At 49.1% G+C, this 16,075-nt stretch carries 15 protein-coding genes and 1 tRNA gene; 1 reads left to right on the top strand and 15 read right to left on the bottom strand.

Translation table 11 applies throughout. The annotated features are described in order from the left end of the window. Window positions 1-93: 93 nt before the first annotated feature. A tRNA-Arg gene (locus BLV22_RS04175) sits at window positions 94-168 on the bottom strand. A gap of 73 nt (window positions 169-241) precedes the next feature. Continuing rightward, window positions 242-604 (bottom strand): hypothetical protein, encoded by a 363-nt coding sequence (locus BLV22_RS04180; RefSeq protein ID WP_342706666.1) that lies wholly within the window; start codon window positions 602-604, stop codon window positions 242-244. Window positions 605-773: 169 nt separating this feature from the next. On the opposite strand from BLV22_RS04180, the gene BLV22_RS04185 reads away from it, so the two are divergent. Then, on the top strand, window positions 774-1,010 hold the full coding sequence (locus BLV22_RS04185) for a hypothetical protein (RefSeq protein ID WP_022793565.1): 237 nt from the start codon (window positions 774-776) through the stop codon (window positions 1,008-1,010). Between the two features lie 68 nt (window positions 1,011-1,078). On the opposite strand, the gene BLV22_RS04190 is transcribed toward BLV22_RS04185, so the two are convergent. From BLV22_RS04190 to BLV22_RS04250, 13 genes are all read right to left on the bottom strand, one after another. Continuing rightward, window positions 1,079-1,507 (bottom strand): BrxA/BrxB family bacilliredoxin, encoded by a 429-nt coding sequence (locus BLV22_RS04190; RefSeq protein WP_022793566.1) that lies wholly within the window; start codon window positions 1,505-1,507, stop codon window positions 1,079-1,081. An 80-nt stretch (window positions 1,508-1,587) separates the two neighbouring features. After that, window positions 1,588-2,607, bottom strand: coding sequence for a metal ABC transporter solute-binding protein, Zn/Mn family (locus BLV22_RS04195; RefSeq protein WP_176967640.1), 1,020 nt, complete (start codon window positions 2,605-2,607; stop codon window positions 1,588-1,590). A 130-nt stretch (window positions 2,608-2,737) separates the two neighbouring features. After that, window positions 2,738-3,985 (bottom strand): dihydrolipoamide acetyltransferase family protein, encoded by a 1,248-nt coding sequence (locus BLV22_RS04200; protein WP_091611678.1) that lies wholly within the window; start codon window positions 3,983-3,985, stop codon window positions 2,738-2,740. A 13-nt stretch (window positions 3,986-3,998) separates the two neighbouring features. Next, complete coding sequence (locus BLV22_RS04205; RefSeq protein WP_091611680.1) at window positions 3,999-4,982, bottom strand: alpha-ketoacid dehydrogenase subunit beta; 984 nt, start codon at window positions 4,980-4,982, stop codon at window positions 3,999-4,001. A 1-nt stretch (window position 4,983) separates the two neighbouring features. Beyond that, the gene (locus BLV22_RS04210) at window positions 4,984-5,991 is read right to left on the bottom strand and encodes a thiamine pyrophosphate-dependent dehydrogenase E1 component subunit alpha (RefSeq protein WP_091611683.1); all 1,008 of its coding nucleotides are present in this window, start codon (window positions 5,989-5,991) and stop codon (window positions 4,984-4,986) included. 20 nt (window positions 5,992-6,011) lie between these two features. Beyond that, the gene (lpdA, locus tag BLV22_RS04215; RefSeq protein ID WP_091611686.1) at window positions 6,012-7,427 is read right to left on the bottom strand and encodes a dihydrolipoyl dehydrogenase; all 1,416 of its coding nucleotides are present in this window, start codon (window positions 7,425-7,427) and stop codon (window positions 6,012-6,014) included. A 205-nt stretch (window positions 7,428-7,632) separates the two neighbouring features. Continuing rightward, a complete protein-coding gene (locus tag BLV22_RS04220) occupies window positions 7,633-8,733 on the bottom strand; it encodes a Leu/Phe/Val dehydrogenase (RefSeq protein WP_091611688.1) in 1,101 nt (366 codons plus the stop codon). A gap of 31 nt (window positions 8,734-8,764) precedes the next feature. Further along, window positions 8,765-9,535, bottom strand: a complete 771-nt coding sequence (gene spo0A / locus BLV22_RS04225; protein WP_091611691.1) for a sporulation transcription factor Spo0A — start codon at window positions 9,533-9,535, stop codon at window positions 8,765-8,767. 132 nt (window positions 9,536-9,667) lie between these two features. Next, complete coding sequence (gene recN, locus BLV22_RS04230; protein ID WP_091611693.1) at window positions 9,668-11,392, bottom strand: DNA repair protein RecN; 1,725 nt, start codon at window positions 11,390-11,392, stop codon at window positions 9,668-9,670. A gap of 25 nt (window positions 11,393-11,417) precedes the next feature. After that, a complete protein-coding gene (gene ahrC / locus BLV22_RS04235; protein WP_091611696.1) occupies window positions 11,418-11,867 on the bottom strand; it encodes a transcriptional regulator AhrC/ArgR in 450 nt (149 codons plus the stop codon). 141 nt (window positions 11,868-12,008) lie between these two features. Next, a complete protein-coding gene (locus BLV22_RS04240; RefSeq protein WP_091611699.1) occupies window positions 12,009-12,836 on the bottom strand; it encodes a TlyA family RNA methyltransferase in 828 nt (275 codons plus the stop codon). Continuing rightward, a complete protein-coding gene (gene dxs, locus BLV22_RS04245) occupies window positions 12,833-14,731 on the bottom strand; it encodes a 1-deoxy-D-xylulose-5-phosphate synthase (RefSeq protein WP_091611702.1) in 1,899 nt (632 codons plus the stop codon). The genes BLV22_RS04240 and dxs overlap by 4 nt, the downstream gene beginning before the upstream one ends. Window positions 14,732-14,741: 10 nt before the next feature. Continuing rightward, window positions 14,742-15,353 (bottom strand): hypothetical protein, encoded by a 612-nt coding sequence (locus tag BLV22_RS04250; protein ID WP_091611705.1) that lies wholly within the window; start codon window positions 15,351-15,353, stop codon window positions 14,742-14,744. Between the last annotated feature and the right edge of the window lie 722 nt (window positions 15,354-16,075).

A 16,075-nucleotide genomic window follows, 5' to 3' on the forward strand; every position in this document is an offset into this window, starting at 1 on the left:
TCATCCCGGCAGTGCCCTCTGATGCGTCTGTATCTGCCAAAAAAACAAATAAAAAAGCAAAGGAGCAGCTCCTTTGCTTACACATTTATTCATTGGTGCGCCTACCAGGACTCGAACCTGGAATGCGAGAACCGGAATCTCGAGTGATATCCCTTTCACCATAGGCGCTTTTGTCATATGTTTTAACAAGACAATGAATACTATACCAATGAACGAATATGAAAGTCAACCCATTTTTTAATTACGCTTCCCCGGAAGACCCTTCGAGCATTTTTTCAAACTGTTCGTTGATATCTTCTTCACTGTAGCCTGCTTCCTGAAGCCTTTTAGTAAAATGCTGGGAATATACTCTGGAGCGTTCCTGCATCTTTCCGAACTTCTTGGACTCCTGCTTCTTTTTCGTCCGCTTCTGGCGGTCTTCCGCGTTGGACATGATGCTTTCGGTAATAAACAAGGCTTTCCACACCTGCTCTTCTTCATAGCCGGATGCGTTTGCATCAAGTTCGTCGATGACGTTTTGGTAGTAGTCCCGGAACTCGTCGTACGAAATCTCTTCGTTCATGTTTAAGTATTCCTGAATTTTTTCATAATGCGTCTGAATCATTTGTCTCCGCCCTTTTCATTTATGTATTCCGAAATAGTATACCATGAATATAAAGCTGAGCGTCAAGGCACTTCCCTGTCTTTTCTTATTTTTGCAATTGACGTTTAAATCAAAAGCTATGGAGGGAAGAACCCTTAATAGATCTTAAACGAAGAAAGAGGGATAGCATATGGCAGAAGTAACATTTAAAGCTAATGTAGGAGAGCCGCAGACGACGATAGCTTCTAACGGAAAAACACTATGGTACAGTGTAACAAAGGAAGAGGGCCCTTCAACAAAAAGTAATGACTTTCGGGTTGGGTTTGAAACTTCCCAGGAATTTGAGCCGAAAACGAGCGAAATTGTATTTCCGGATGTTGATACCACTGTAGAGCAGGACGGCAACATCTATCATTTGGAAAAATAAATCCATTGGGTTCCTCCTTCACGGAGGAGCTCTTTTTTTAAAATAAAAAGCGCCCCGGAGGGCACTTTTTATTTTGTGCAGTATTGATCGAAAGCTTCTTCGAGTTTTTGAACAACCTGAATCGGCTCATGGCCTTCAATTTCATGACGTTCAACCATGCGTACCAGTTCTCCGTCTTTTAAAAGACCAAACGATGGAGACGACGGTGGAAACCCTGTGAAGTAAGAACGGGCCTGCTCGGTCGCTTCTTTATCCTGGCCTGCGAATACGGTCACAAGCCGGTCCGGCTTCGTATCATAATTCGTCATGTAAGCTGCCGCCGGACGGGCAATGCCTCCGGCACAGCCACATACAGAGTTTACCATAACGAGTGTTGTACCTTCCTTGTTCAATACTTCATCGACTTCTTCCGGGGTACGAAGAGACTGGTAGCCCGCTTCTTCGATTTCATCTCGGGAAGCTTGTACTATATCATTGACGTAAAAATCAAAATTCATTAAAATCCTTCCTTTCCTTCACCGAATACCTATATTGTAGCGGATAAGAACAGGGAATCACAAGTGAGAAGCTTGAAAAGTTATTCGTTTAGTGCTTTTTCAAGGTTATCGATATTCTGATTCATCAATGATACATAGCTCGCGCCATCAGCAATTTCTTCTTCGCTGGCTGATTCGAGGTTATTTAGCGTATAAACCTCTGCTCCGATTTCTTCCTGGAGAACGTCTGTCGTATCAGACGGGATGTTTTCTTCCACCATAATGGCGTTCAGGTCATTTTGTTCTGCTGTATCGATAATATCATTGATTTCCTGCGTGGAAGGTTCATTCTGGGCGTTTACGCCGTTAACAGCGATTTCTTCCAGCCCGTATCGTTCTTCCCAATATCCGTATGCTGCATGGGAAACAATAAATTGATTTTTACTGCTTTCATCCACAAGGGTCTCGAACCGCTCATCCAATTCATCGAGTTCCGCCGCCAGTTCTTCATAATTATTTTCATAGGTCTGCTCGTTATCCGGGTCCGCCTCAACCAGCTGGTCTTTTATCTCGCCGGCTGCTTCTTTCGCCTGGACTGGGTCAATCCATACGTGAGGATCTGTGCCGCTATGGTCGTGCTCTTCCCCGCTTTGGCTTTCTTCAGCATGCTCAGCGTGTTCTTCTTCAGATTCACCCTCCTCATGATCGTGGGCTTCTTCAGACTCTCCTTCTTCATGCTCATTGGCTTCTCCTCCGCTGGAAGCTTCTGCCACCTTGGCTATTTGCACGTCCTGGTTGCCAATAGTGCTTTCCACTTCATCGGCAAACCCTTCCATTCCATTTCCGGTCATCACAAACACATCGCCCTCCGCAATGTTTGTAAGTGTCTGCGGAGTTGGGTCGTATGTATGCGCATCCGACCCTGCCGGGACGACGTTTTCTACATTCACATGTTCGCCGCCAATCTGTTTTGTGAAGTCTTCCCAGGCAAAAAGTGTGGTATACACTTCAAGCTTTTCCCCACTTTCGGTTCCCTGTTCTTCCTGAGTCTCCTCCGAACCGCAAGCGCTTAAAGAAACAAAGGCCGCCCCAGCCGCCCCTAAAATATATAGTTTTTTCATCATTGCACCTCTTTTATCGTAATGATTACGTTTTGTATGTACATTGATTTTAGCGCAAGGCAACCCATTTGTAAATAAGAATGATTCTTTTTTATAAGTTAAAAAAGAGAACTTCCCAGGGAAGCCTCTTTTAGATGTTTTCCGTACCTTTATAATTTTCAAGCCGCTGCTTTAGATCAGCTAAAAACCGTCCGCACAGCAGACCGTCTAAAATCCGGTGATCCAGGGAAAGACACAGGTTAACCATATAGCGTATTGCTATCATATCACCCTGCATAACTACCGGTCGTTTTACGATCGATTCCACAGAAAGAATGGCTGCCTGCGGATGATTAATAATCGGCATGGACTGCACAGAGCCGAATGAACCGGTGTTGTTTACCGTGAACGTCCCGCTTCTCATTTCTTCTGCCTTAATGGTGCCCTGACGAACTTTGGTGGCAAGAGACTGCATATCCCGGGCGAGACCGCGGATGTTTTTTTCGTCTGCCCGCTTAATGACTGGAACATACAGAGCTTCCTCGCTGGCTACAGCCATCGACAGGTTCACTTCCTTGCGCTGAATAATCCGGTCGCCGTCCCAGGTGGAATTAAGACTCGGAAACAGCTGCAGGGATTCGGAAACAGCTTTCATGAAAAATGGCAGGTACGTAAGCGAAAAGCCTTCTTTTTGTTTAAACTCATCCTTCACACTGTTCCGGTAGGCCACCAAATCCGTCACGTCCACTTCAATCATTGTCCAGGCGTGGGGGATTTCCTGCTTGCTTTTCACCATGTTGTCTGCAATTGCTTTTCTTGCTCCAGTTACCGGAATGATCGTGTCGCCTTCACGCTCCTCCTGATTTTCAGAAGGCTTTGTTGAATAGATTGGAAACGGCGAAGGGGCAGCTTCCTCCTGTTTGGTTTTTTCTGCGCCTTCCCGGATCGCTTTTTCAACATCTTTTTTCGTAATGCGCCCCTGTCTGCCGGAGCCCTCGATATCATCAAGGTTCAGTCCGTTTTCCTGGGCGAGCCGCCATACCACCGGCGAATACCTTTTTTTCATCGATTTCTCGTCTTCTCCGTCTGTTTGCGCCGGGACCGTTTGTTCCGTTTTTACAGAAGGCTCCGCAGCTTCTTCTGCCATGGCTGGCTGCGCTTCTTCTGTCTCCACATAGCATATCAGCGTGCCCACAGCCACTGTCTCATTTTCTTCAGCGACAAGCTCGCTGATTTCGCCTGTATAAGAGCTGGGGATTTCTGCACTCACTTTATCCGACAGCACTTCTGCGATGGGGTCGTATTTTTTTACTTTATCGCCCGGTTTTACAAGCCACTGGGATAGCGTTCCTTCAGTGACACTTTCCCCGAGCTGCGGCATTGTTACTTCTTTGCGCATCCTTGATACCCTCCTAAAATTCCGCCAAATCTCGTATCGCTTTCGTGATTTTATCTGTATTCATTAAAAATTCCTTTTCAAGTGTCGGAGCGTAAGGCATGGCCGGCACATCGGGAGCTGCCAGTCTCCGGACCGGAGCATCAAGGTCAAACAAATTGTGCTCGGAAATGATGGCCGACACTTCACTCATGATGCTTCCTTCAAGGTTATCCTCAGTGACAAGCAGCACCTTTCCTGTTTTCGCTGCTGCCTCTTTGACCGCTTCCCGGTCGACTGGATAGACGGTTCTCAGATCCACCAGATGCACATCAATGCCTTCTGCAGCTAGTGTGTCGGCGGCCTGATTGGCCAGATGTACACACAGTCCGTATGTAATCACGGTAACATCCGTACCTTCCCGTTTGACTGCCGCTTTCCCGATCGGGACAGTGTAATCCTCTTCCGGTACTTCGTCCTTGAGCATCCGGTACGCACGCTTATGCTCAAAAAATAACACCGGATCGTTGTCCCGGATCGACGCCTTCAGCAGTCCTTTCGCGTCATGTGGCGTGGACGGAATTACTACTTTCAGGCCCGGCGTATTTGCAAACAGCGCCTCCACTGACTGCGAATGATACAGGGCACCGTGTACCCCGCCGCCAAACGGCGCACGGATCGTAATCGGGCAGTACCAGTCGTTGTTGGAGCGGTATCGGATTTTCGCTGCTTCAGACACAATCTGGTTGACTGCCGGCATAATAAAGTCCGCAAACTGCATTTCTGCTACCGGGCGGAGGCCATACATTGCAGCTCCTATGCCCACCCCTGCGATCGCTGATTCGGAGAGCGGAGTGTCGATGACGCGCTCGTCGCCGTACGTGCTGTGCAGTTCTTCGGTGGCACGGAACACCCCGCCTTTTAAGCCAACATCCTCGCCCAAAACGAACACGTTCTCATCCCGCGCCATTTCTTCCTTCATCGCTGTATTGATTGCCTGAATATAAGACATGACTGCCATATTAGTTCCCTTCTTCCTCGTAAACATACTGCCCAAGCGTTTCTACAGCCGGGTATTCCGCGGCTTCTGCAGCATCCGTGGCGGTATCCACTTCTTCACGGATACGCTGCTCCATCGCCTGCTCTTTTTCCTCGGTAAGTATCCCTTCGGTCCGCAGGTAATCTGCAAAAGCTACAACCGCGTCGGTCTGCTTTTCTTCATCCATTTCTTCGACGCTCCGGTACAGTTTATCGTTATCATCGCTTGAATGAGGTGTAAGTCTGGCCACCAGCGCTTCAACAAGGCTGGGGCCTTTACCCTCCCTTGCCCGGTCCACCGCTTCTTTCATGGCCTGATACACTTCAAACGGCCGCGTACCCTCCACAGTTACTCCCGGCATGCCGTAACCCTGTGCACGGTCAGCAACGTGCTCGCAGGCGAGCTGTTTGCTGAGAGGCACGCTAATGGCGTATTTGTTGTTTTCACAGAAAAAAACGACTGGAAGATCATGAACACCGGCAAAGTTCATGCCTTCATGAAAGTCTCCCTGATTGGAGGAGCCCTCGCCAAACGTGACCATCGTAACGAAATCCTTGTTCTTCATTTTAGCTGCAAGTCCAAAACCGGCAGCATGGGGAATCTGGGTGGTTACCGGAGAGGACTGGGTCACAATACGGTTTTTCCGCTGGCCGAAATGGCCCGGCATCTGCCTGGATTCAGAGTTTGGGTCCCCCTGCTTGGCAAAAGCCGCAAGCATTAAATCCTTCGCTGTCATCCCGAATGCCATTACGAGACCAAAATCCCGGTAATACGGCAGCAGGTAGTCCTTATCGCGGTCAAGCGCCATAGCTGCAGCTGCCTGCGCCGCTTCCTGACCCTGGCAGGAGACAACAAACGAAATTTTGCCGGCACGGTTCAGCAGCCACATCCGTTCATCAAGACGTCTCGCCTGCAGCATAATTTCATACATTGTGAGCGCTTCTTCGTCGCTTAAACCTACTTCCCGGTGAGTACTGTATTCCTGAATCATATTCGTTCCTCCTCGTTATTTCACCCGTGGTGAATAGCTTTTCCGTCTACAGCCAGGGCACCTTCAGCATAAATTTCCGCCAATGTTGGATGCGCATGCACAGCCCCTTGTATTTCAAGATGTGAGGCATTCATATACACAGCAAGCGCTCCTTCGTTAATCAATTCGGTCGCTTTTTTTCCGACAATGTGAACGCCGAGCACGTCTTCAGTGTTTTTATCCACAATCATTTTCATAAACCCTTCCGGATCGTTTTCCACCAGGGCCTTGCCTATCGCCTGAAAAGGAACGGTGCTTGTTTTGATATCCAGGCCGGCGTCTGTGGCTTCACGCTCTGTCCAGCCTACCGAAGCCATTTCCGGATCCGAGTAGACGCACGAAGGAACGTCTTTATAGTCAAGAGGCTCCGGGTGACTTCCAAGCATATGCTCTACAGCGATGATGCCTTCACGTGAAGCCACGTGGGCAAGCTGCATGCCGCCGATGACGTCGCCGATAGCGTACATATGCGATTCCTTCGTTTGGTACATGCCGGACGTCTGGATGAAGCTGTTCTGGACTTCAACTTCTGTGTTGTGGAGCCCCAAATCCCCTGTATTGCCGGTTCTTCCTACAGCGACGAGCATTTTCTCAGCTGCCAGTGCCTCTCCGGACGTTGTATGGACCGCTATTTCCCCGTTTTTCGTAAGTGAAGAAGGGTCAAGCTGTGTATTTGTATAAATGCGGACGCCTTTTCGTTTCAGGCGTTTTTCCGCCTCTTTCGAAACGGCGTGGTCCATCATCGGAAGCACGCGGTCGCCGAGCTCCACCATCTGGACCTCCACACCGAAATCCTGAAGCATTGAAGCCCATTCCACTCCGATCACTCCTCCTCCGACAATAACGATCGACGAAGGCAGTTTTTCTGCTTCAAGCAGCTCTTCGGAAGAGACAATATATTCACCGTCAATATCGAGCCCTGGAACAGTCGCCGGGCGGGAGCCGGTGGCGAGCATAATCTGTTTGGGCTGCAGCATAATATTTTCTCCTTCGGTTTCTGTTTCCACTGAAATAGTGCTTGCCGTAGGAGAAAAAATGGAAGCCCCGAGGATGCGCCCGTGTCCGTAATATACATCCACCTGGTGCCTTGCCAGCAGATGCTGGACCCCTTTATGTAATTGTTGTACCGTCTGATTCTTTTTTTCGCGAACCTTTCCGAACTGCAGGCTCACATTGTCTGCTTCTACGCCGTAGGCCAGACTTTCCTGCACCATTTTGTATACTTCTGCGCTTTTTAAATACGATTTGCTTGGAATACATCCACGGTGCAGACAGGTGCCTCCGATGTCACGAGCTTCTACCACCGCCGTCGATAATCCTCTTTTTGCTGCATGCACAGCGGCCACATATCCGCCGGTACCAGCTCCTAATATGACCAGGTCATATTCTTTAGCCATAAAAATTCCTCCTGCGGGCCTTCACCCGGGATTTTATTCATTTATCTCTACTTTATTTTAATGGATTTTTCCGTTTCATCATAGCACGAAAATAGATCTGATGAAGAGAAGTTTTGACATTTGGAGATTATTATAGCACATCCCTTCGATCCGCCGTAAAACAGAATCCGGTGCCTAAATAAAAAAGCAGCGCTCAGGCTGCTTTTTACCGGTTCGTTAAAATATGCCGTGAGTGGGGCAGAAACTGTTTCCTTGAACGCTTGATGGATTCAATGCGCTCTTCGGCCAGCCGGTTTGCGGCCTGGAACGATGGGATTCCGTCACGTCTCGCAATTTCAAATACACGGACAATATTATCGTAAATACCGTCGACTTTCTTCAGGGCCCGCTCGCGGTCGTACCCGTAGAGTTCATCAGCGATGTTGATCACGCCGCCTGCATTGATAATGTAATCCGGTGCATAGACGATGCCCCGCTCCTCTAAACGGATGCCGTCTTCTTCTGTCTGCAGCTGATTATTCGCTGCTCCCGCTATGACTTTTGCCTGCAGACGGGGAATGGTATGGACATTCAACCCGCCTCCAAGTGCACACGGGCTGAAAATATCGCAAGGCACATCATAAATTTCTTCCGGCGCCACCGTTTCTGCTCCGTAGGCGTGAACGGCACGCTCCACTGAAGCTTCCCGAATATCCGTTACAATTAATGAGGCTCCTTCTTCATGAAGAAATCTGCACATTTCAAACGATACGTGCCCCACGCCCTGGACCGCAATCGTTCTGCCGGCAAGGTCATCGGTACCAAAGGCTTCCTTTGCCGCTGCTTTCATGCCCTGATACACGCCCCGGGCGGTGACAGGTGAAGGATTCCCGCTCGATCCGGAAGCAGCTGACAGCGAAATACCGGTCACAAAGTTCGTTTCTTCGTGGATAATATCCATGTCATTTTCTGTCGTGCCAACATCCTCTGCCGTAATGTAGCGTCCAGCAAGGCCCTCAATGTAACGACCGAAAGCACGAAACATTTCTTCATTCTTATCTGTACGCGCATCTCCTATAATCACAGCTTTTCCTCCACCGAGATTCAGGCCGGCTGCTGCATTTTTGTATGTCATCCCCTTGGCGAGGCGAAGCACATCCTCAAACGCTGCTTCTTCGTTCTCGTACGTCCACATTCTTGTGCCCCCCAAAGCCGGGCCGAGTGTCGTATCATGTATGGCAATAATTGCTTTTAGCCCTGAGTTCCGGTCCTGGCAGACCACTACCTGCTCATAATCGTGCAGCTCCATACGTTCAAACAATTCCATTTTTCGTTCTCCTTTTTGTGTAAATTCATATTTATATCTGCTCTGTGCGCAGCCGATCGGCTACTATCGCGATAAATTCACTGTTTGAAGGCTTATAGGGTAAAGTCCCGTCCTGGCTCCAGCCGAACAGATCGGAAATCGCCTGCGTATGGCCGCGGTCCCATGCTACAACAATAGCATGCCTTAACGCCCGTTCGACACGGCTTGGCGTCGTCTGAAATTTCCGGGCAATTTCAGGATACAGCTGCTTGGTGACTGCGTTAATCATCTGCATATCCTCCACCACGAGCTTCACTGCTTCCTGCATATATACATAGCCTTTAATATGTGAAGGAATGCCGACATATTGAATAATGTCTTTAATACGCTCTTCCAGCGATTGACGGCCAACAGCTTTTTCCGGCATCTCTTCAGTCAGCACCTGGGAATTCAGGCTTTCTCTGTGCACATCCCGGATATTTGCCATCAGCGCCTCCATATCAAAGGGCTTTAAAACGTAATAGGCAGCCCCGAGCTCCACCGCTTTTTTTGTTACATCCTCCTGGCCGAATGCAGTTAACATAATAACTTTCGTGTTAACATTATGTTTATTTTTCAATGCCGTTAATACAGAAAGCCCGTCCCGGTGCGGCATAATAATATCAAGGAGTAAGACTTCCGGCTGCTCCTGTTCCACCACCTCGAGCGCCTCTTCCCCGTTATGGGCCGTGCCTGCTATTTTCATGTCTTCCTGTTCTTCTATATGTTCAATTAATACTTCGACAAGTTCTTTGTTATCGTCGGCCACCACGACCCTTATCATTTCTTCCCTCTCCTTTTGCCGCAGGCTTTGCCACGCTCCATTTCCCTCTCGACATTATTTTACCATAGCGTGTCGCATAGAAAAAGACAACTTCGGCAGTTGTCTTTTTCAGGTGGACATATTCTATTGGGGCTACACATTACTTTTGGCTTTCTCGGCCATTTCTAACAGTTCAGTCGCATTTTCTCTTGTCAGGGCCGTCACTTCTACTCCCGAAATCATCCGGGCGATTTCATCGATCTTATAATCTGCCGTTAACGGGGTGACGATCGTTTGGACTCTTTCCTCTTTTTCTTCTTTTTGAATATACAAATGACTGTCTGCCATCGCAGCAACCTGCGGCAGATGGGTGATGCAAAGCACCTGGGAACCTCTGGAGACCAGGTGGATTTTTTCCGCAATAGCCTGGGCGACCCGGCCGCTTACGCCCGTATCAACCTCATCAAAAATCAGGGAAGTAACGTGCTGGAAGCCGGAAAGGATCGTTTTCAATGCCAGCATGATCCTGGAAATTTCCCCGCCGGAAGCTACTTTTGCGAGCGGCTTTAACGGCTCACCGGCGTTGGCTGAAATAAGGAACTCAATCTTGTCCGCTCCCTTTTCATTAAATACCCACGTTTCCCCTTCAGGTGTCTGATAGGTTTTCCCCCGGCTGAGAGGTGAGATCTGCACTTCCATTGTAGCCTTCTCCATGTACAGCGCCTGAAGCTCCCGCTGCACACTGCCGGCAAGCGAATGCCCGGCCTGGCGGCGAAGATCGGTTAATGTTTTCGCTTCGGCAATCAGCTCTTCTGCTGCCTGGGAAAGCGCCTGCTCATATTCGGCGATTCGCTCTTCTTTATTGGCGAGTGAATCGATTTCCTCTTCGATTTTGGAGGCATACACTAAAATTTCTTCAACGGAATCTCCGTATTTTCTTTTCAGCTTATTCAACTCATCGAGCCGGTTCTCCACTTCGTTTAATCTCTCAGGATCAAACGCCATAGAATCAGCTTTATCCCGGAGCGTAAACGTTGCCTCTTCCATCATGTAATAAGCCGAGCTGATTGATTCGGAAAGCTCTCTGAGATCTGTATCGATTTCTGTGGCTTCTTCCACGTTCGATACTGCCATACCTGCCCAGTCCAGGGCCTTCCCTTCGCCGTACAGATGGTCATAGGCCCCTCGGATTGCCTCGAACAGCTTTTCGCTGTTGGCCAGAATGTGACGTTCCTTTTCCAGATCTTCGTCTTCTCCCGGCTGCAGACCCGCGGCTTCAATTTCCTGAAGCTGATATTGAATAAAATCCAGCCGGTTTGCCGTTTCCTGATCGCTTTCCTTCAGCTGCTTTAATTTTGACTGAAGCTGTCCAAAACGGTAGTAGCGCTTTTGATAATCTTCGAGAGCTTCTTCAAGCTCTGTTTTCCCAAACCGGTCAAGCATCTGCTGATGACGCTCAGCATGCATCAGGTCCTGGTGTTCATGCTGGCCGTGAATATCTACGAGACTGTGACCGGTTTCCCTCAATACAGCAAGCGTCACCAACTTGCCATTGATCCGGCAGATGCTCTTGCCCTGATGCGTGATATCCCGGCGCAGAACGACCATATCGTCTTCAATATCAATGCCGGCGGCTTCTAATTTTTCAACTGCGGGATGGTTATCCTCCAGGCGGAACAGTCCTTCCATTTCCGCCCGTTTCTCTCCGTGGCGTACATATTCAGCCGATCCCCTTCCACCGATAAGCAGGCCGATCGCATCAATAATGATGGATTTCCCGGCACCCGTTTCACCGCTTAATACTGTTAATCCATTTTCAAATGAAACGGTTAACTCCTCGATAATGGCAAAATTCTTGATGGAAATTTCTTCAAGCATTTCTGTACCCCATTTCCAATTAGCGTTAAAGCATTTCTAAAAATCGGTTTACAATCTCCGGCGAATGTTCCTTCTGCTTACAGATAATGAGAATTGTGTCATCACCGCAAATGGTTCCCATGATATTTTCCCAGTCCAGATTATCAATAAGGGCACCTACAGCATTGGCGTTGCCCGGCAGTGTTTTCATAACAATTAAATTCTCCGAATGATCAATGCCGACAAAGCTGTCCACGAGTGCCCGTTTTAATTTCTGCATGGGATTGAAGCGCTGATCGGCAGGCAGGCTGTACTTGTATCTGCCATCAATCATCGGCACCTTTACAAGGTGAAGCTCTTTAATATCCCGCGACACTGTCGCCTGGGTTACGTTGTATCCGTCTCCCCGGAGTCTCGCTACTAAATCATCCTGCGTTTCTATATCTGTATTTGAAATTAATTCCCTGATTTTTATGTGCCTCTGTCCCTTATTCATCCCGAAACCTCCTGTGCAAAACTACTTTCATCATAACTATTTCATTATAATTATACAAGTTTATGAGTAAATAGCATGCCATGATTTAGAAATTCCTTCAAAATAATAGTCAAAATAAAAAACGCCGACGGGGATCGGCGTTTACGAAGGTTCCAGTTTTTTCTTGAATGAATCGTGCGCTTCCTGGACTACAGCTTCTATTCGCTCTTCACCAAGATGAGACGGCTTATCGCTTAATACCTTACCATACAGCAGGTATTCAATATTGCCATCACCCCCGGTAATCGGCGAAAAATCGAGTGCTTCCGGCACTAAACCGAAGCTTTCGGCTGCCTGGATTGTTTTTATAAGTACTTCCCTGTGCACCGATGGGTCCCTGACGATTCCTTTTCTGCCAACCTTCTCCCGTCCCGCTTCAAACTGCGGCTTGATCAGCACACAAAAGCCGGCGCCTGGGGCCAGCACCTGCGGCATCACAGGGAAAAGCTTTTCCAGAGAAATAAAGGATACGTCAGCGATCAACAGCCCGGGCAGCCCCCGGGTCAGCTGACTTTTATCGAGGTACCTGAAATTCACTCTTTCCATTACCTCTACCCGGGGGGCCTGGCGCAGCTTCCAGGCGAGCTGATTGTAGCCGACATCCAAAGCATACACTATAGAAGCGCCGTTTTGCAGCGCACAATCAGTGAATCCCCCGGTGGAAGCCCCGACATCGAGTACCACGGCATCCTGCAGCTCCAGTTGAAACGTTTGAATGGCTTTTTCCAGTTTTAATCCGCCCCGGCTGACGTAGGGCATCTGCTTCCCCTTCAGACGTAAAGCTGCCTCATCACTGATTTTTGCACCGGGTTTGTCCACCACTTCATCATCTGCCAGTACAAGGCCTGCCATAATTGCCCGTTTGGCTTTTTCCCGGGAATCAAACAGCCCCTTCTGCACTACCAGCGTATCAATCCGTTCTTTATTCATCCTCGGACATTTGTTCTTTCTTTACTGGTCATCGCCGTCACTTTTTCCGCTACTTTCTCTGGAGTGAGGCCCAATTCTTCATAAAGCTCCGGCACACTGCCATGTTCTACATAGTAGTCGGCAATGCCCATCCGGCGGATTGGAAGCGAGTCATGCTCATGGTCGGCCATATATTCAAGCACTGCGCTTCCGAAGCTTCCCTTCAATGCTGCTTCTTCCACTGTCAGCACCGGTTTGCCTTCTTCAGCTAATTCTTCGAGCATTTCGTCGTCAAGCGGCTTGGCTGAACGGGCATTAACGATACGTACACTAGTGCCCTGTCCGCTTAATACGGCAGCTGCCTCCTCTACGATTGGAAGCATTGTTCCAAACGAGAGGATCGTACAGTCCGTGCCTTCACGGACGATTTCCCATTTGCCATATGGAATCATTTGAAACTCTTCGTCCATTTCCACTCCGAGCCCGTTACCGCGTGGATAGCGCACGGCTGTCGGACCGTCGTCATTATGAAAAGCCGAATACAGCATGTGCTGCAGTTCATTTTCATCCTTTGGCATCAGAATTTTCATGTTCGGAAGGTGCCGCAGGTAAGCAATATCAAACACGCCCTGGTGCGTTTCACCGTCAGCGCCGACCAGGCCTGCACGGTCGATCCCAAAGAGCACATTCAGATTCTGGCGGCAGACGTCATGCACAAGCTGGTCGTAGCCCCGCTGCAAAAACGTGGAGTACACCCCGAATACCGGCTTCATTCCCTGCGTGGCAAGCGCACCTGACATCGTCGTGGCATGCTGTTCAGCGATACCTACGTCAAACATGCGATCCGGGAATTTATCCGCGAACGTGTCGAGCTTTGTACCTCCGGACATAGCAGCGGTCACGGCAACAAGACGCGGATCCATTTCCGCTATTTTTTGCAGGGTGTTGCTGAATACGGCGCTGTAGGCGGGTGCGGCTGCCGGCTTTTTGATCACTTCACCGGATTCAATCTTATATGGCCCAAGTCCGTGCCAGGTCCCTTTGGCATCATTTTCCGCCGGTGTGTAGCCTTTGCCTTTTTTGGACAGTACGTGCACAATCACCGGTCCGTTAGTATCTCTGGCATATTTAATATTGGCGTGCAGGTCATCGAGATCATGGCCATCCACCGGACCGAGATACGTAAAACCAAGCTCTTCAAAAAACATGCCGGACAGAACCATCTGCTTCATGCTGTCTTTCATCCGGTCGGCATAGGAAGCAAGCTTCGACCCGAACGCAGGAATTCTGCGCAGCATATGGTCGACGTCTTCTTTCGTTCTGCGGTAAGTACCGGCTGTGCGAATGCGGCCGAGCATGCTGTGAAGTGCCCCTACATTCGGAGAAATCGACATCTCATTGTCGTTCAGAATAATAGTAACGTCCGTCTGTTCATGACCGATATGATTAAGTGCTTCGAGGGCCATGCCGCCGGTAAGGGCTCCGTCACCGATGATAGCTGCTACTTTGGCATCTTCGCCCTTCAACTGATTCGCAAGCGCCATTCCTTCTGCCGCAGACAGCGACGTCGAGCTGTGGCCGGTCTCCCACACATCATGTTCACTTTCTGAGCGTTTAGGAAAACCGCAAAGCCCCTGGTACTGGCGCAGCGAGTCAAAGCGATCCGCCCGCCCGGTTAAGATTTTGTGCACGTAGGACTGGTGCCCAACGTCCCAGATGAGTTTGTCTTTTGGCGTATTGTACAGCTGATGCAGGGTGAGCGTTAATTCCACTACTCCGAGATTGGGACCGAGATGGCCGCCGGTAACGGATAATTTTTCAATCAGGAAAGCCCGTATATCTTCACCCAGTGCCTTTAGTTCTTTATCGTTGTACTGCTTCATGAATCCAGGGTCTTGGATAGTTTCCAGGTTCATTTAAATCCCCCTACCTGCTATGTTTTTCTGTCGATGATTTCCATCTTCTTTTCTTTGGAATCAGCTTAATCTTTAACTTATTTTCAATGAAATACAAGATTCTTCCTACCTGAAAAACAATATTGTTCGCATACGTAATTGCAAGTGTTTTTCCAAGTGCTTTCCCGCTGACTGTGAGCGCTGCCACGACCGCTGTAAATATAGTGCTCAGAATCAGCTGGCCGTTGGAGCTGTTATTTGTGCCAATGGTCATACCCAGCTGCACGACAACTGCCGAACTGGCCGTCCCACTTACAACTCCGCTGATATCGCCAATCACGTCGGCACAGAAGTTTGCGACTCTGTCGGCGTTCCGCTGAATAAATACACTGTGGGAAGCCCCGGGAACTTTTTTAGCGGCCATTGCATTGAACGGCCGTGGCTTTGCCGCTGTGGCAGCTACGCCGATCACGTCAAAGATGACACCGGTAAATACGATGATCAGCACGACTACCATGCCAATCGCCCAGCCAACTCCTGAAAGCACTGCTGTCGAGACTACTGAGAAGATTGCTGCAAGAATCAGGGTGACAAACCCAATTAACGTACTCCACCGGAGCGATTTTTTCCATAAACTATTCATGTTCACTTATCACCAAATTCTTTGTTTTTATCATAACGTACATCTCGTTCTTTTAATATCATTTTATGCCTTGGCCTGATTGTTTATACCCTGAATAACATATATTCAAGCTTTTTCCTTTCTTTACCGCCAGATACTCACGTAAAAGAAAAAAGCGCCTCCCAGCGCTTCTTCAACTACTTATGTATAAAGTTGAATGGTCGCCCGGAGCGTAAACCTTGTGGCTTAGGTCCAGTAGGATTTCCCACCAGGCAGCCAATTCGTCGCCGAATCGGTGGTTTCCCTTTAATGCCTGGTGAACGCCGTCACCGGCAGTTCGACTGAATTACCACTCAGACCACACTGCAATCCACTCCGGACGTGCGTCAAACAGCCTAGGAGTTTTCCCCGGCAGTTCCGTGCCACTTTCTTATCCTCTTTTGCAGAACAAGTTTCAGTTGTTGGGTCCCATACCAGTTGGCCGACCGGTATGATACCAATTGAACAACCTCCCCACTGTTCCACTCAAGGCAGGCTACGCTGTTGAAAGGCCTTCCCTTGGCCTTTGCAACAGGTCTTACCGCGGCATGCGTCCGGGACGGTATCCGTCTTCCAGGATGACCCGGATGCATTACCGCAGCCTCCACGGCGAAAGGGTTCGCGCCCACATGCCATTGTGGATCGCCCTTACGCCTTAACTCCCAGCACCGACCCAGGGCTGGGCGCCGCAAGCCGACGCCAGG

It is taken from the genome of Marinococcus luteus (genome assembly GCF_900106595.1).
Taxonomy (GTDB): Bacteria; Bacillota; Bacilli; order Bacillales; family Marinococcaceae; genus Marinococcus; species Marinococcus luteus.

Bases quoted from the DNA above. Each gene is read 5' to 3' on its own strand.
- BLV22_RS04180 (WP_342706666.1), bottom strand. From the start codon at position 604: ATGATTCAGACGCATTATGAAAAAATTCAGGAATACTTAAACATGAAC.
- BLV22_RS04250 (WP_091611705.1), bottom strand. From the start codon at position 15,353: ATGAATAGTTTATGGAAAAAATCGCTCCGGTGGAGTACGTTAATTGGG.
- BLV22_RS04210 (WP_091611683.1), bottom strand. From the start codon at position 5,991: ATGATTCAGGAATACAGTACTCACCGGGAAGTAGGTTTAAGCGACGAA.
- BLV22_RS04205 (WP_091611680.1), bottom strand. From the start codon at position 4,982: ATGGCAGTCATGTCTTATATTCAGGCAATCAATACAGCGATGAAGGAA.
- BLV22_RS04200 (WP_091611678.1), bottom strand. From the start codon at position 3,985: ATGCGCAAAGAAGTAACAATGCCGCAGCTCGGGGAAAGTGTCACTGAA.
- lpdA (WP_091611686.1), bottom strand. From the start codon at position 7,427: ATGGCTAAAGAATATGACCTGGTCATATTAGGAGCTGGTACCGGCGGA.
- ahrC (WP_091611696.1), bottom strand. From the start codon at position 11,867: ATGAATAAGGGACAGAGGCACATAAAAATCAGGGAATTAATTTCAAAT.
- BLV22_RS04220 (WP_091611688.1), bottom strand. From the start codon at position 8,733: ATGGAATTGTTTGAACGTATGGAGCTGCACGATTATGAGCAGGTAGTG.
- BLV22_RS04240 (WP_091611699.1), bottom strand. From the start codon at position 12,836: ATGAATAAAGAACGGATTGATACGCTGGTAGTGCAGAAGGGGCTGTTT.
- BLV22_RS04195 (WP_176967640.1), bottom strand. From the start codon at position 2,607: ATGAAAAAACTATATATTTTAGGGGCGGCTGGGGCGGCCTTTGTTTCT.
- BLV22_RS04190 (WP_022793566.1), bottom strand. From the start codon at position 1,507: ATGAATTTTGATTTTTACGTCAATGATATAGTACAAGCTTCCCGAGAT.
- BLV22_RS04185 (WP_022793565.1), top strand. From the start codon at position 774: ATGGCAGAAGTAACATTTAAAGCTAATGTAGGAGAGCCGCAGACGACG.
- spo0A (WP_091611691.1), bottom strand. From the start codon at position 9,535: ATGATAAGGGTCGTGGTGGCCGACGATAACAAAGAACTTGTCGAAGTA.
- recN (WP_091611693.1), bottom strand. From the start codon at position 11,392: ATGCTTGAAGAAATTTCCATCAAGAATTTTGCCATTATCGAGGAGTTA.
- dxs (WP_091611702.1), bottom strand. From the start codon at position 14,731: ATGAACCTGGAAACTATCCAAGACCCTGGATTCATGAAGCAGTACAAC.